Source organism: Streptomyces amakusaensis, assembly GCF_039532665.1.
Lineage (GTDB): Bacteria > Actinomycetota > Actinomycetes > Streptomycetales > Streptomycetaceae > Streptomyces > Streptomyces amakusaensis.
In genome coordinates this window covers 18,638-31,353 of record NZ_BAAASB010000018.1, presented here as the reverse complement: position 1 = coordinate 31,353, position 12,716 = coordinate 18,638, and the positions used below count along the sequence as shown (strand labels likewise).

13 protein-coding genes are annotated in these 12,716 nt (G+C 72.0%); 9 read left to right on the top strand and 4 right to left on the bottom strand.

All coding sequences use genetic code 11. The features are described from left to right. Window positions 1–31 precede the first annotated feature (31 nt). From ABD371_RS27535 to benA, 4 genes are all read right to left on the bottom strand, one after another. The gene (locus ABD371_RS27535) at window positions 32–841 is read right to left on the bottom strand and encodes a 1,6-dihydroxycyclohexa-2,4-diene-1-carboxylate dehydrogenase (RefSeq protein ID WP_344482487.1); all 810 of its coding nucleotides are present in this window, start codon (window positions 839–841) and stop codon (window positions 32–34) included. Then, complete coding sequence (gene benC, locus ABD371_RS27530) at window positions 838–1,893, bottom strand: benzoate 1,2-dioxygenase electron transfer component BenC (RefSeq protein WP_344482484.1); 1,056 nt, start codon at window positions 1,891–1,893, stop codon at window positions 838–840. The genes ABD371_RS27535 and benC overlap by 4 nt, the downstream gene beginning before the upstream one ends. A gap of 22 nt (window positions 1,894–1,915) precedes the next feature. Beyond that, on the bottom strand, window positions 1,916–2,446 hold the full coding sequence (gene benB / locus ABD371_RS27525) for a benzoate 1,2-dioxygenase small subunit (protein WP_344482481.1): 531 nt from the start codon (window positions 2,444–2,446) through the stop codon (window positions 1,916–1,918). Between the two features lie 108 nt (window positions 2,447–2,554). Next, entirely contained in the window at window positions 2,555–3,895 is a 1,341-nt protein-coding gene (gene benA, locus ABD371_RS27520) for a benzoate 1,2-dioxygenase large subunit (protein ID WP_344482478.1), read from the bottom strand. A gap of 225 nt (window positions 3,896–4,120) precedes the next feature. On the opposite strand from benA, the gene ABD371_RS27515 reads away from it, so the two are divergent. The 9 genes from ABD371_RS27515 to ABD371_RS27475 all read left to right on the top strand — a co-directional run bounded on the left by ABD371_RS27515 (window position 4,121) and on the right by ABD371_RS27475 (window position 12,614). Then, entirely contained in the window at window positions 4,121–5,056 is a 936-nt protein-coding gene (locus tag ABD371_RS27515; RefSeq protein ID WP_344482475.1) for a LysR substrate-binding domain-containing protein, read from the top strand. Further along, the gene (locus ABD371_RS27510) at window positions 5,037–6,140 is read left to right on the top strand and encodes a mandelate racemase/muconate lactonizing enzyme family protein (protein ID WP_344482472.1); all 1,104 of its coding nucleotides are present in this window, start codon (window positions 5,037–5,039) and stop codon (window positions 6,138–6,140) included. The genes ABD371_RS27515 and ABD371_RS27510 overlap by 20 nt, the downstream gene beginning before the upstream one ends. Before the next feature lie 75 nt (window positions 6,141–6,215). After that, window positions 6,216–7,058, top strand: coding sequence for a catechol 1,2-dioxygenase (catA, locus tag ABD371_RS27505; RefSeq protein WP_344482469.1), 843 nt, complete (start codon window positions 6,216–6,218; stop codon window positions 7,056–7,058). 38 nt (window positions 7,059–7,096) lie between these two features. After that, a complete protein-coding gene (catC, locus tag ABD371_RS27500) occupies window positions 7,097–7,381 on the top strand; it encodes a muconolactone Delta-isomerase (protein ID WP_344482466.1) in 285 nt (94 codons plus the stop codon). Window positions 7,382–7,386: 5 nt separating this feature from the next. Continuing rightward, on the top strand, window positions 7,387–8,142 hold the full coding sequence (locus ABD371_RS27495) for a CoA transferase subunit A (protein ID WP_344482463.1): 756 nt from the start codon (window positions 7,387–7,389) through the stop codon (window positions 8,140–8,142). Further along, window positions 8,142–8,795 (top strand): CoA transferase subunit B, encoded by a 654-nt coding sequence (locus ABD371_RS27490; RefSeq protein ID WP_344482460.1) that lies wholly within the window; start codon window positions 8,142–8,144, stop codon window positions 8,793–8,795. Before ABD371_RS27495 ends, ABD371_RS27490 begins: the two co-directional genes overlap by 1 nt. Then, entirely contained in the window at window positions 8,792–10,000 is a 1,209-nt protein-coding gene (locus tag ABD371_RS27485) for a thiolase family protein (protein ID WP_344482457.1), read from the top strand. Before ABD371_RS27490 ends, ABD371_RS27485 begins: the two co-directional genes overlap by 4 nt. A gap of 81 nt (window positions 10,001–10,081) precedes the next feature. After that, window positions 10,082–10,882 carry an alpha/beta fold hydrolase gene (locus ABD371_RS27480; protein WP_344482455.1) on the top strand — a complete coding sequence of 267 codons (801 nt, stop codon included), beginning with the start codon at window positions 10,082–10,084 and terminating at the stop codon, window positions 10,880–10,882. 73 nt (window positions 10,883–10,955) lie between these two features. Continuing rightward, the gene (locus ABD371_RS27475; RefSeq protein WP_344482452.1) at window positions 10,956–12,614 is read left to right on the top strand and encodes a sigma-54-dependent Fis family transcriptional regulator; all 1,659 of its coding nucleotides are present in this window, start codon (window positions 10,956–10,958) and stop codon (window positions 12,612–12,614) included. Window positions 12,615–12,716 lie beyond the last annotated feature (102 nt).

Below are 12,716 nucleotides of genomic sequence, written 5' to 3'. Positions count from 1 at the left end.
ATGGGAGTGGGTCGGGTCGAGTCCGGCCGGGTCAGCCGAGGTCGCCTCCCGCGACGGGCAGGACCGTGCCGGTGATGTAGGACGCCTCGTCGGAGGCGAGGAAGACGATGGCCGCGGCCTGCTCCGCCAGCGAGCCGTACCGTTTCATCGGCGACGATTCGACGGTCTGCGCCACGATCTGCCGGTACCACTCCCGTTCCTGATCGTCCTCGGCCGCGGGCCCCCGGGCGACCCGCCGGGCCGGGGCGTCCGTGCCGCCGGGCGCGGTGGCCACGACCCGGATTCCGTACGGGGCGGCCTCCAGCGCCAGCGCCGCGGTGATGGCGTTGACCCCGCCCTTGGCCGCCGCGTAGGGGACCCGGTTGATGCCCCGGGTCGCGACGGAGGAGACATTGACGATGGTGCCCGAGCACTGGGCGATGAGATGGGGAAGGACCGCCCGGCAGCTCCAGAGGGTGGGGAAGAGCGAGCGATCGATCTCGGCCCGGATCTGGTCGGGGGTGTAGTGCTCGTAGGGCTTGGCCCAGATGGTGCCGCCCACATTGTTGACGAGGCAGTCGATCCGGCCGTGGTGGCGATGGGCTTCGCCGATGGCTGCCTCGGCCCCCTCGTACCGCTCCAGATCGGCGATGACGGCGTGGCCGCCCAGCTCCTCGGCGGCCTCCCGGACGGTCTCGGCCCGGTCGACCAGGACGACATCGGCGGACTCCGCGACGAGACGGCGGGCGACGGCGAGGCCGATGCCCTGTGCCGCGCCGGTGACCACGGCCTTCTTCCCGGCGAACCGCCCCGGGTGCGCCGAGGGGGGAGCCGGGCGGTCCGCCGCCCGCGGCGGCCTCATCGAAGCGCCCCCGCCCCCGCCGTCGCTGCCGCCGTCGCCGTCGCCGTCGCCGTCGCCGTGAACTTCTCGTAGTGGAAGCCCGCCGGGGTGACGCCGAGCGCGGCGATGTGGCCCCGTACCGCCTCGACCATGGCAGGCGGCCCGCAGAGATAGACGTCGGCGTCCCCCCGGTGCAGGGTCTCGGAGTCGATCAGTCCGGTGACGTACCCCTTGTTCCGCGCGGTGCTGGCCGGGTCGGCGACCGTGTGGTCGAAGGTGAATCCGGGGACGGTGGCGGCGTAGTGGGCGAGCGTGTCCAGATGGACCAGGTCCTGATCCGATGTGACCCCGTAGACGAGGTGGACGGGGTGGGCGGGCGGCTTGTGCGCGAGCTGTTCCAGCATGGAGAGCAGGGGGGCCAGCCCGGTGCCGCCCGCGAGGAGGAGCGCGGGCCGGACCAGGTCGCGGAGGTAGAAGCCGCCCATCGGGCCGGTGAAGTCGATACGGTCCCCGGCCTTCGCCCGTTCGGTGAGATAGCCCGACATCAGGCCGCCCTCGGTGATGCGGACGAGGAACGCGGTCCGGCGCTGTCCGGGCCCGGAGCTGAAGGAGTACGAGCGGTGCCGGTCGGTGCCCGGAACGGTGACATTGACGTACTGGCCGGGCAGGAAGTCCAGCGCCTCGCGGTCGTCCACCTCCAGGGTGAAGCCGACGGTGGTGGCGGAGTGCCGCTCGACGGCGGTGAGGGTGGCGCGGTGGACCGCCGCGGCGGTCCGGGCCGAGGCGGAGGTCGCGGGGATGCTCAGTACGAGATCGCTCCGCGGGGTCATCTGACAGGGCAGGCAGTGGCCGAGGGCCGCCTCGTCCTCGGTGAGGGCCTCGTCGATGTAGTCGCCGCCGTCGTACGTCCCTGATTCGCAGAGCGACTTGCAGGTGCCGCACGCTCCGTCGCGGCAGTCGAGCGGGATGTTGATGCGTGCCCGGTACGAGGCGTCGGCGACGGTCTCGTCCGCCCGGCAGTCGATGAACCGGGTGATGCCGTCCTCGAAGTTCAGGGCGACCTGGAATGCCATGGGTGCGCTCATTTCGGGCCGGTCAGACGTGGTAGACGTCGACCACGTGGTGGATGTAGTCGTTCTTGAGCACGACCTTCTTGCTGGTGATCAGCGGGTCGGCGGCGGTGAAGTCGATGCGGTAGAACGAGGTGCCGAAGTAGGTGTCGACGCTCTGGTAGCGGTAGTAGAGCGTGAACCAGTTGAAGCGGACCTCCACCAGGCCGCCGTCCGCCGCGGTGATCTCGACATTGGTGATGTTGTGGCTGGTGCGCGGCTCCGGAAGGCTGGTCGCGCTGGAGCGGTCGGTGCGGATGCGGAAGACCCGGTCCTCCAGACCGCCCCGGTTCGCGTAGTAGATCAGCGAGATCTCGCTCTGCGGGTCCCGGGTCGGCTCGTCGTCGTCGGCCCAGGCGGGCATCCAGAACTCGGCGTCCGGGTGGTAGCACTCCAGCCACTTCTCGAACTCGCGGTCGTCGAGGTGGCGGGCCTCGCGGTAGAGGAACCGGCGGACCGTCTCGGGGGTGACGGTGTGGCCGGCGGCGGGGGGCGCGGTGATCGCGTCGGTGGTCATCGGGTGGCTCCCTCGGGGTGCTGTCCGAACTCGGGCGTTCGGCTCGTCGGGCGTTCGCTCGTCGGGCGTCCGGCTCGTGGTACGTCCGCTCGTCGGGCGTCCGGCTCGTCAGGCGTCGAGCGCGCGCTGAAGGGTCCGCTGCCAGTAGCCGTGCTGGATCGGGTAGAGGCCCTCGTCCTCGGTGCGCACTCCGCTGGCGATCGGGTTGATGCCCATCGCCCTGGCGTCCTCGTCGGGCCCGTCGATCCGGTGCACGGCGCCCCGGCTGAGGTCGTTCCAGGGGGAGGCTCCGGCCAGATAGGTCTTCTGGCAGGAGCGGAACTCCTCCAGATCGTCCGGGGTGGCCATGCCGGTGGCGTTGAAGAAGTCCTCGTACTGCCGGATCCGCCGCGCCCTGGCCTCGGGGCTCTCCCCCTTGGGGGCGATGCAGTAGATGGTGACCTCGGTACGGTCGACCGAGAGGGGACGGAAGTGCCTGATCTGGGAGCTGAACTGGTCCATCAGATAGACATTCGGGTAGAGGCAGAGATTGCGGGAGACACCGATCATCCAGTCGGCCTTCGCCTCCCCGAACGTGGCGACCAGTTCCTCGCGCCGGTCGCTCAGCGGCCGGTTGGCGGGGTCGAGCCAGGTGGTCCACAGCAGCAGATGCCCGTGCTCGAAGGAGTAGAAGCCGCCGCGCTGCTTGGACCAGCCGCCGGCGTCCATGGTCCTGGTGTCATTGGCCGACTCGCCCGAGGTGCGGCGCGCCTGGGTCGCGGCGTAGTTCCAGTGGGTGGCCGAGACGTGGTAGCCGTCCGCGCCGTTCTCCGTCTGGAGCTTCCAGTTGCCGTCGTAGGTGTACGTGGACGAGCCGCGCAGCACCTCCAGTCCCTCCGGGGACTGGTCGACGATCATGTCGATGAGGACGGCGGCGTCACCCAGGTGTTCGGTCAGGGGCAGCACCTCCGGGTTCAGGCTGCCGAAGAGAAAGCCCCGGTAGCTCTCGAACCGGGCGACCTTGGTGAGGTCGTGCGAGCCGTCGGTGTTGAACTGCTCGGGATAGCCCGCGCCGCGCGGGTCCTTGACCTTGAGGAGCTTGCCGGTGTTGTTGAAGGTCCAGCCGTGGAACGGGCAGGTGAAGGTGGTGCGGTTGTCGGTCTTCCGGCGGCAGAGCATCGCCCCGCGGTGGCTGCACGCGTTGATGAGGGCGTGCAGCTCACCCTGTCTGTCGCGGGAGATGACGATGGGCTGCCGGCCGATGTGGGTGGTGAAGTAGTCCCCGGCGGAGGGGATCTGGCTCTCGTGGGCGAGATAGATCCAGTTGCCCTCGAATATGTGCTTCATCTCCATTTCAAAGAGTTCCTCGTCGGTGAAGACGCTCCGGCGGACGCGGTAGACGCCCGTCCGCTCGTCTTCCACCAGAGCGTCTTCGAGGATGGTCCGCGCACTGCTCGCTGTATCGGCCACGGCTCTTGCCTCCGACTCGTTGCGGCTGCCTGTCGCAGTCGCAGCCGCTCGTTACGGCTGCTTTTCAGCACCATGTCATCGGGGTGAAGTTCCGGGCCCCAGGGGTTTTCCCAGGGTTGACCCAGGGGGGTATTGATATCTCCCGCATATCAATACGCTGCGATCAAGTATTTGTTGCGTATGGGATCGGCTCCCTACGATGAGGCGCAATCGAGGGAGATTCCGATGGAACTCAGACACCTCCGGTATTTCGCCGCGGTCGCCGCCACCCGCCATTTCGGCCGGGCCGCGGAACAGCTGCACATGGCGCAGCCCCCGCTCTCCCAGGCGATACGCCGGCTGGAGACGGAACTCGGGGTGGAGCTGTTCGCCCGCACCACCCGGCAGGTCTCCCTGACCGGTGCGGGCGAGGTGTTCCACACCGATGTGCGGCGCATCCTCGACTCCGTGGACGAGGCGGTGGCGCGGGCGGGGCGTTTCGCGGCGGGGGTGGAGGGGGTGATCCGGGTGGGGCTGACGGGATCCGCCTCGTACCGCCGGCTGCCGGCCCTGGCACGGCTGGTCAAACGCGAACTGCCCGGGGTGGGGCTGGAGGTGCACACCGAGATGCTCACCCCCGCCCAGGAGTCGGGGCTGATAGGAGGGCGTCTCGATGTGGGGGTGCTCCGGCCGCCGGTCCGGGAGGCGGGGCTCGCCCATCGGGCCCTCGCCGACGAACCGCTGATCCTCGCGGTGCCGGCGGAGCACTGGCTGGCCGACGCGCCGCGGGTGCGTATCGAGCGGCTGCGGCACGAGAGCTTCATCATGTACGGGCCCGCCATGGGCTCGGTCGTCCACGACGCGGTCGTACGCGCCTGCCTGGCGGCCGGATTCACCCCGCGCCGCGCCCATGAGGTCTCCGAGACCTCCACCGCGCTCGCCCTGGTGGCGGCGGGCCTCGGCATCGCCGTACTGCCGGATTCGATCCGCTCGGCCCCCCGCGAGGGCGTGGTGCACAAGGAGCTGGAGGACGCGCCCTCGGTCGGTCTGGTGATGGCCTGGCGGGAGGACGACGAATCTCCCCTGCTGAAGAGGCTGCTGGAGACAGTGGAAAAGGACGGCATGTTCATCTCATCCGAATCGACCGGGAGCGCGGAATTCCATGAAAATCACCGGAATTGAATCGATCCCTTTCGCCATCCCTTATCGAAAACCGCTGAAGTTCGCCAGCGGAGAAGTGCGCACCGCCGAGCACGTTCTCGTACGGGTCCATACCGACGAGGGTCTGACCGGGACCGCAGAGGCACCGCCGAGGCCCTACACCTACGGGGAGACCCAGGAGTCGATCGTCGCGGTGATCGACCGCGTCTTCGCTCCGCAGCTGCTGGGCCTGTCGCCGCTGGAGCGGGAGAGGGTCCACGAGCGGCTGGACCGGACCGTCGGCAATCCCACCGCCAAGGCGGCCGTGGACATGGCCCTGTGGGACATCCTGGGCCGGGCGGCCGGGCGGCCGGTCTCCGCGCTGCTCGGCGGATACACGGACCGGATGCGGGTCAGCCACATGGTGGGGTTCGCGCCCGCCGCGCGGATGGTCGCCGAGGCCGAGCGGATCCGTGACACGTACGGCATCACCACGTTCAAGGTCAAGGTCGGGCGGCTGCCCTACACCGATGACGTCGAGGCCTGCCGGGCGCTGCGGCAGGCGCTCGGTCCCGGGGCGGAGCTGTACATCGACGGCAACCGGGGCTGGAGCGCGGCCGAATCGGCGCGCGCGCTGCGGGAGATGGACGATCTGGGGCTGACGTTCGCCGAAGAGCTCTGCCCGGCCGACGATGTGCTGGGGCGGCGCTGGCTGGTCGCCCGGAGTCCCATCCCCTTCATCGCCGACGAGAGCGCAACCCGGGCCGCCGAGGTGACCCGGGAGCTGCTCGGCGGGTCCGCCACCGCGATCAGCGTCAAGACGGCCCGTACCGGCTTCACCGCCTCCCAGCGGGTGCTGCACCAGTGCGAGGGGCTGGGCGTCGAGGTCGTGATGGGGAATCAGATCGACGGCCAGCTGGGCACGGCCTGCTCGGTCGCCTTCGGCGCGGCGCACCGCTCCTCCGCCCGGCGGGCCGGTGAACTCTCCAACTTCCTCGACATGACCGACGATCTGCTCGCCGAGCCGCTGCGGATCGAGAACGGCACCCTGCGGGTGCCCGAGGGTCCGGGCCTCGGGGTCCGCGTCGATCCCGAGAAGCTCGCCCGCTACCGCCAGGACCGCTGAGCGACACGACCACCACGGCCACCACGGCCACGCACACCACCGAACACCGAACACCGAACAACAGAGGAGAAGCAGATGACCGAGACCGCCACCGCGGCCGCGTCCGGGGCCGCCGCCACCGAGCGGTTCCGCAGCAGGCAGCGGACCGGGAGCGGCGACGCGGGAACCGAGCGCGTCGACACGCTGGTGACCGAGGTGCTGGCCGCCGTGCACGACGTCATACGCCGTCATCGGGTCGGTTACGCGGAGTACGACGCGCTCAAGTCCTGGATGATCCAGGTCGGGCTGGACGGCGAGTGGCCGCTCTTCCTCGATGTGTGGCTGGAGCATGTCGTCGAGGAGGTGGCGAGCGAGCACCGGCTGGGCAGCAAGGGCACCATCGAGGGCCCGTACTACGTCCCCGGTTCGCCGCTCTTCACCGGGGAGGCCACCTTGCCCATGCGGGAGGGCGAGCCGGGCGTCCCACTGCTCTTCCGGGGCCGGGTGACCGCCGTGGACGGCACCCCGCTGACCGGTGCCAGGGTCGAGATGTGGCACGCGGACGCGGAGGGCTTCTACTCGCAGTTCGCCCCCGGGCTCCCCGAGTGGAATCTGCGCGGCACGGTCGCCACCGACGAGCGGGGCGGCTTCGCCGTGCGCACCGTGGAGCCGGCCCCGTACCAGATCCCCACCGACGGCTCCTGCGGCAGGCTGATCGCGGCGGCCGGCTGGCACGCGTGGCGACCGGCCCATCTGCATCTGAAGGTCTCCGCCCCGGGCCATCAGCCGATCACCACCCAGCTGTACTTCCGGGGCACCAGCCATGTCGAGGACGACATCGCCTCCGCCGTGAAGCCCGAGCTGATCCTCTCCCCCGTCTCTGCGGCGAACGGCACCGGCCGTGAGGTCACGTACGACTTCGTCCTCGATCCCGCCTGACCCGCCCTGCCCCCGATTCATCGGCGAAGGAAGCCACCATGCTGTTCGCAGTGACGATGGACGTCGCGATCCCCCCCGACCTGGATCCCGGCGTCCGCGAGGATCTGATCGCCCGTGAGAAGAGCTACTGCCAAGAACTCCAGGAGACCGGCGTCTGGCGGCACATCTGGCGGTGCGCCGGGCAGTACGCCAATCTCAGCGTCTTCGACGTCCCCGGCAACGACGAACTCCACCACATCCTGTGGAATCTGCCGCTCTTCCCCTACATGACCGTCTCCGTCACTCCCCTGGCGGCCCATCCCTCGGCCCTGACGGCCCGGTGAGCGCCGTGGACAAGGTACGGGAGTCGGCGGCGGACGCCGTGGCGGACCTCCGCGACGGGGCCTCGCTCGCCGTCGGCGGCTTCGGGCTGAGCGGTGTGCCGAACACCCTGATCGCGGCCGTTCTGGAGCAGGGGGCCGGCCGGCTCAGCGTGGTCTCCAACAACTGCGGGGCCATGGACTCGGGTCTGGCGGTACTGCTCTCCGCCGGGCGGATCTCCCGGGTCACCGGCTCCTACATCGGGGCCAACAAGGAGTTCGCCCGCCAGTATCTCGCCGGTGAGCTGGAGGTCGAGCTGATCCCCCAGGGCACCCTGGCGGAGCGGCTGCGCGCGGGCGGGTGCGGCATTCCCGCCTTCTACACTCCCGCCGGGGTCGGCACCCAGGTGGCGGACGGCGGACTGCCCTGGCGGTACGACGGCGACGGCGGGGTGGCCCTGGCCTCGCCGCCGAAGGAGATCCGGGAGTTCGACGGCGTCGGCCATGTCCTGGAGCACGGGATCCGCACCGACTTCGCCCTGGTGCGCGCGGCCCGCGGCGACCGCCACGGCAATCTGGTCTTCAACAAGTCCGCCCGCAACTTCAACCCCCTGGCCGCGATGGCGGGCCGGATCACCGTCGCCGAGGTCGAGGAGCTGGTCGAACCCGGCGTACTGGACCCGGACTCCGTGCATCTGCCCGGGGTCTTCGTCCAGCGCGTGGTGGCGCTCACGCCCGGACAGGCCGCCGACAAGAAGATCGAACAGAGGACGGTACGAGTCTGATGCCCTGGACACGGGATGAGATCGCCGCCCGCGCGGCGCGGGAACTGCGCGACGGGGAGTACGTCAATCTGGGCATCGGGCTGCCGACCCTGATTCCCGGACAGCTGCCCGAGGGGGTCCGGGTCGTCCTGGAGTCGGAGAACGGCATCCTCGGCACCGGCCCCTACCCGTACCGGGAGGAGATCGACCCGGACCTGATCAACGCGGGCAAGGAGACCGTCACCGTCCTTCCCGGGGCCTCGTTCTTCGACTCGGCGCTCTCCTTCGGGATGATCCGGGGCGGCCACATCGACACCGCCGTCCTCGGCGCGATGCAGGTCTCCGCCCGGGGCGACCTGGCCAACTGGGCGGTCCCCGGGAAGCTGATCACCGGTATCGGCGGGGCGATGGATCTGGTGCACGGGGCCCGCAGGGTCGTGGTGACGATGACCCACACCGCGCGGGACGGCAGCCCCAAGATCGTGGAGGAGTGCTCCCTGCCGCTCACCGGACGTGCGTGCGTGAACCGGATCGTCACCGACCTCGGTGTGCTGGACGTCGGCGGCGACGGCCTGGTCCTGGTCGAACTGGCCCCCGGCGTCACCGCGGACGAGCTCCGCGCCAGGACCGCCGCCCCGGTGCGGATCGCGGCGGCGGCGGGAGGTGCCCGGTGAACGGGCGCTCGGTCTACATCGTCGACGCGGTGCGCACCCCGGTCGGCAAGTACGGCGGTGCGCTGGCCGGGGTGCGCCCCGACGATCTGGCGGCGCGGGCCGTCCGCGCCCTGCTGGACCGTACGCCGGAGCTGGACCCGGCGCGCATCGGCGATGTCTTCCTGGGCAACGCCAACGGCGCGGGCGAGGAGAACCGCGATGCCGCCCGGATGGCCGCCCTGCTGGCCGGGCTCCCCGTCACCGTGCCCGGCGTCACCGTCAACCGGCTCTGCGCCTCCGGTCTGGAGGCGGTCGTCCAGGCGGCGCGGGCCATCGCCGTCGGCGACGCCTCCATCGCGGTCGCCGGCGGGGTGGAGTCCATGAGCCGCGCCCCCTGGGTCCTCCCCAAACCGGACCGTGCCTTTCCGGTCGGGCACCAGGAGCTGTACTCGACCACTCTCGGCTGGCGCATGGTCAACCCGCGGATGGATCCCCAGTGGACGGTTCCGCTGGGCGAGAGCGCCGAACTCATCGCCGGGAAGCACGGCATCACCCGGGAGCGGCAGGACGCCTTCGCCCTCGACAGCCACCGCAAGGCCGCCCGGGCCTGGCGCGAAGGGCTGTACGACGCCGAGGTCGTGCCGGTCGAGATCGAGTCGCGCCGGGGGGAGTACGCGCTCTTCGCCCGCGACGCGTGCGTACGGGAAGACGCGTCCCCGGAGGCGATGGCCCGGCTGAAGCCGTCCTTCCGTCCGGACGGCGGCACGGTCACCCCGGGGAACGCCTCGCCCCTGAACGACGGCGCGGCGGCGCTGCTGCTGACCGACGAGGCCGGGCTGCGCGCCGTCGGCCGGGAGCCGCTGGCGCGGGTGCGGGCCGGCGCGGTCACCGGCATCGAGCCGCACTGGTTCGGGCTGGGGCCGGTGGAGGCCGTGCGCACGGCGCTGGCCAGGGCCGGGCGGACGTTCGCGGAGCTGACCACGCTGGAGCTGAACGAGGCGTTCGCGGCGCAGGCGCTGGGCTGTGTCGCCGAGTGGCCGGAGCTGGATCCGGCGGTCCTCAATCCGCGGGGAGGGGCCATCGCCATCGGTCACCCGCTGGGGGCGTCCGGGGCGCGGCTCGCGGGCGCAGTGGCGCATCAGCTGGCGGCGGCGGGGTCCGGGGTCGGGGTGGCGGCGCTCTGCATCGGCGTGGGGCAGGGGCTGGCTCTCGTCCTGGAGCGCTGACGGCCGCGGCGCGCCGGTCCCCGTGCCCTGCCGCCGCTCCCGCCCCTCGTCCTCTCCTCCCCTCTCTGAGAAAGGCGGCCCATGTCCGTCCCCGCCCCCGTGCCGCATCACGACCTCACCGGCCCGCCCGACGCGCCGCTGCTGGTCCTCGGCCCCTCCCTGGGGACCTCGACGACCGTCTGGGAACCGCTGCTGCCCGCGCTGGCCCGGACCTTCCGGGTGGCGCGGTTCGATCTGCCGGGACACGGCGGCTCCCCCGCCGCTCCCGGCACCACCTCGGTGGCCGATCTCGCCGCGCGGGTCCTCGCGCTCGCCGACAGGCTCGGCCACCGCCGCTTCCACTACGCGGGCATCTCGCTGGGAGGGGCCGTCGGAACCCATCTGGCGGCCCGCCACCCGCACCGCGTCGGCTCCCTCGCCCTGGTCTGCACCTCGGCCCGGTTCGGCCCGGCCGGGCCCTGGCGGGAGCGGGCCGCGCTCGTCCGGGAGCAGGGCACCCGGCCGCTGCTGGCGACCAGCGCGGGCCGCTGGTTCGCCGACCCGGCGATCGCCGCGACGGCCTACGGCCGCGCCCTGCTCAGGGACCTCGCCACTGCCGACCCTTCTTCCTACGCGGCCTGCTGCGACGCCCTCGCCCACTGTGACCTGCGGCGGGATCTGGCGCGTATCACCGCTCCCACCCTGGTCGTCGGTGGCACGCTGGACATCGCCACCCCGCTGTCCCACGCCCGGGAACTCGCGGCCGGCATCGCCGGGGCCACGCTGGCGACGGTCCCCACCGGCCATCTCGGCGCGGAGGACCACCCGGCGGTGGAAGCCCTGCTCAGCGCCCATCTGGGACGGAACCGACACCCTGCCTCCCGCTCCGTGCCGGGCTGCTGATTGAGTGCGGGGAGCGCCCGCCGTCAGCGCGTACGTACGGGCTCAGCCAGCACCACCCCCGCCGGAGGCCGCCGTGCATCCCAGCGACACCACTGACACCCCACCGCGTCCGGAGATCGCCCTGTCCTGGCGGCGGTCCGAGCTGAGCGGGCTCACCCCCGCCGCCCCCGAGATACGGGTGGACCCCGACGCCGTCGACCGGCGCGGCCGGCTCGCCACCGCCGCCGGGCCGGTTCTCACGGAGCTGGCGGACCAGCTCGGCGACGCCTCGTTCTGCGTCGTGCTCGCCGACCGGGCCTCGCGCATCGTCGCCCCGACGGTCGGCCCCCGGGGGCTCCGCAACCGGCTCGAAGAGCTGGGGGTGGTGGCGGGCGGGGTGTTCCTGGAGGAGACGACCGGGACGAACTCGATCGCCACGGTGTACGAGGTGCGGCGCGGTCTCGCGGTGCACGGCGACGAGCACTATCTGGAGCCGTTCAAGCGCTTCAGCTGCTACGGGCATCCGATCATCCATCCGGTGACCCGCAGGCTGGAGGGCGTCCTCGACATCACCTGCCTCACCGGGGACGGCTCCCCCCTGCTCGGTCCGTTCCTCGCCCGGGCGGCGCACGACGTCGAGGAACGGCTGCTGCGCACGACGCGCGCCGCCGAGCAGCGCCTGCTGGCCGCCTTCCAGGTCGCGGCGGCCGGCCGGACCCTGCCGCTGCTGGTGCTCGGCGAAGGGGTGGTGCTGGCGAATCCGGCGGCCGTGGAACTCCTCGATCCGCTGGATCACCTCCTGCTCCGGGAGCTGGCGGCGGGGCTTCCCGCGCGGGACGGCACGGTTCCGGCCCGGCGGGTGGAGCTGGTGTCGGGAAGGTCGGTGGAGGTACGGCCGCGGTCCCTCGGCCCCGGAACCGGCGGGGTCCTCTTCGAATTCACCGTCCCCGCCGAGACGCGGTCCGCGCCCGCCCCCGCCCCCGCACGTCCGGGCGCGCGTTCGCGGTCCGGTACCCCGGTGTACATCGGCGGGGCTCCGGGGACCGGCCGGACGACGAGGGCCCGGGCGCTGGCCGGGGCGGAGGACGGACCGGCGGTCGTCCTGGACTCGTCGGAGGCGGCCGTGCGGGGCGAGGCCGCGTGGCTCCGCGACCTCGACAGGGCGGCCGGGGGCCCCGGCCCGCTGCTGCTCGAGGAGGTGCAGCTGCTGCCCGAGGCGTGCGCCGTCCGGCTGCGGCACCTCCTCGAACGGCCGGCGGGGCCGGACTCGCCCCGGATCGTCCTGACCGGCGCCCCGGCCGGCGATCTCGACGGCCCGGGCGCGGCGCTCGCCGCCGCGTGCGCCGGGCGGATCGATCTGACGCCCCTGCGGGACCGTACGGAGGAGCTGCCGGGGCTGGTGCGGGCCGTGCTCGACGAGCTGGGGGCCGACCCCGGGCCGCGTTTCACCCCGGCCGCGCTGGCCGTGCTGGCGGGCCATCCCTGGCCGGGCAATCTCCGCGAGCTGCGGGCCGTGGTCCGGGCCGTGCTCGAACGGCGTTCCGCGGGGGACGTGACACCCGGCGATCTCCCCGAGGGATACCGGGTCAGCCCCCGGCTGCGCCGGATGACTCCGCTGGAACGGGCCGAGCACGACACCATCGCGGCGGCGCTGCGGGCCTGCGGCGGCAATAAGCTCCGCACCGCGCGACGCCTCGGCATCAGCCGGACCACGCTCTACAACCGGATGCGGGCCCTGCACATCACCTCCTGACCCCCTGAGCGGTGTCCAGAAATTGAACAGTTCGCGGTCGGCGACCGGCTCTAGCCTCCGAGGAGACCCTTCGGCAAAGGAGCCGTACCGTGCGTCATACCG

Coding starts and splice junctions, on each gene's coding strand:
- catA (WP_344482469.1), top strand. CDS start 6,216: ATGACCGAGACCGCCACCGCGGCCGCGTCCGGGGCCGCCGCCACCGAG.
- ABD371_RS27510 (WP_344482472.1), top strand. CDS start 5,037: ATGAAAATCACCGGAATTGAATCGATCCCTTTCGCCATCCCTTATCGA.
- ABD371_RS27535 (WP_344482487.1), bottom strand. CDS start 841: ATGAGGCCGCCGCGGGCGGCGGACCGCCCGGCTCCCCCCTCGGCGCAC.
- catC (WP_344482466.1), top strand. CDS start 7,097: ATGCTGTTCGCAGTGACGATGGACGTCGCGATCCCCCCCGACCTGGAT.
- ABD371_RS27515 (WP_344482475.1), top strand. CDS start 4,121: ATGGAACTCAGACACCTCCGGTATTTCGCCGCGGTCGCCGCCACCCGC.
- ABD371_RS27480 (WP_344482455.1), top strand. CDS start 10,082: ATGTCCGTCCCCGCCCCCGTGCCGCATCACGACCTCACCGGCCCGCCC.
- ABD371_RS27490 (WP_344482460.1), top strand. CDS start 8,142: ATGCCCTGGACACGGGATGAGATCGCCGCCCGCGCGGCGCGGGAACTG.
- benB (WP_344482481.1), bottom strand. CDS start 2,446: ATGACCACCGACGCGATCACCGCGCCCCCCGCCGCCGGCCACACCGTC.
- benC (WP_344482484.1), bottom strand. CDS start 1,893: ATGGCATTCCAGGTCGCCCTGAACTTCGAGGACGGCATCACCCGGTTC.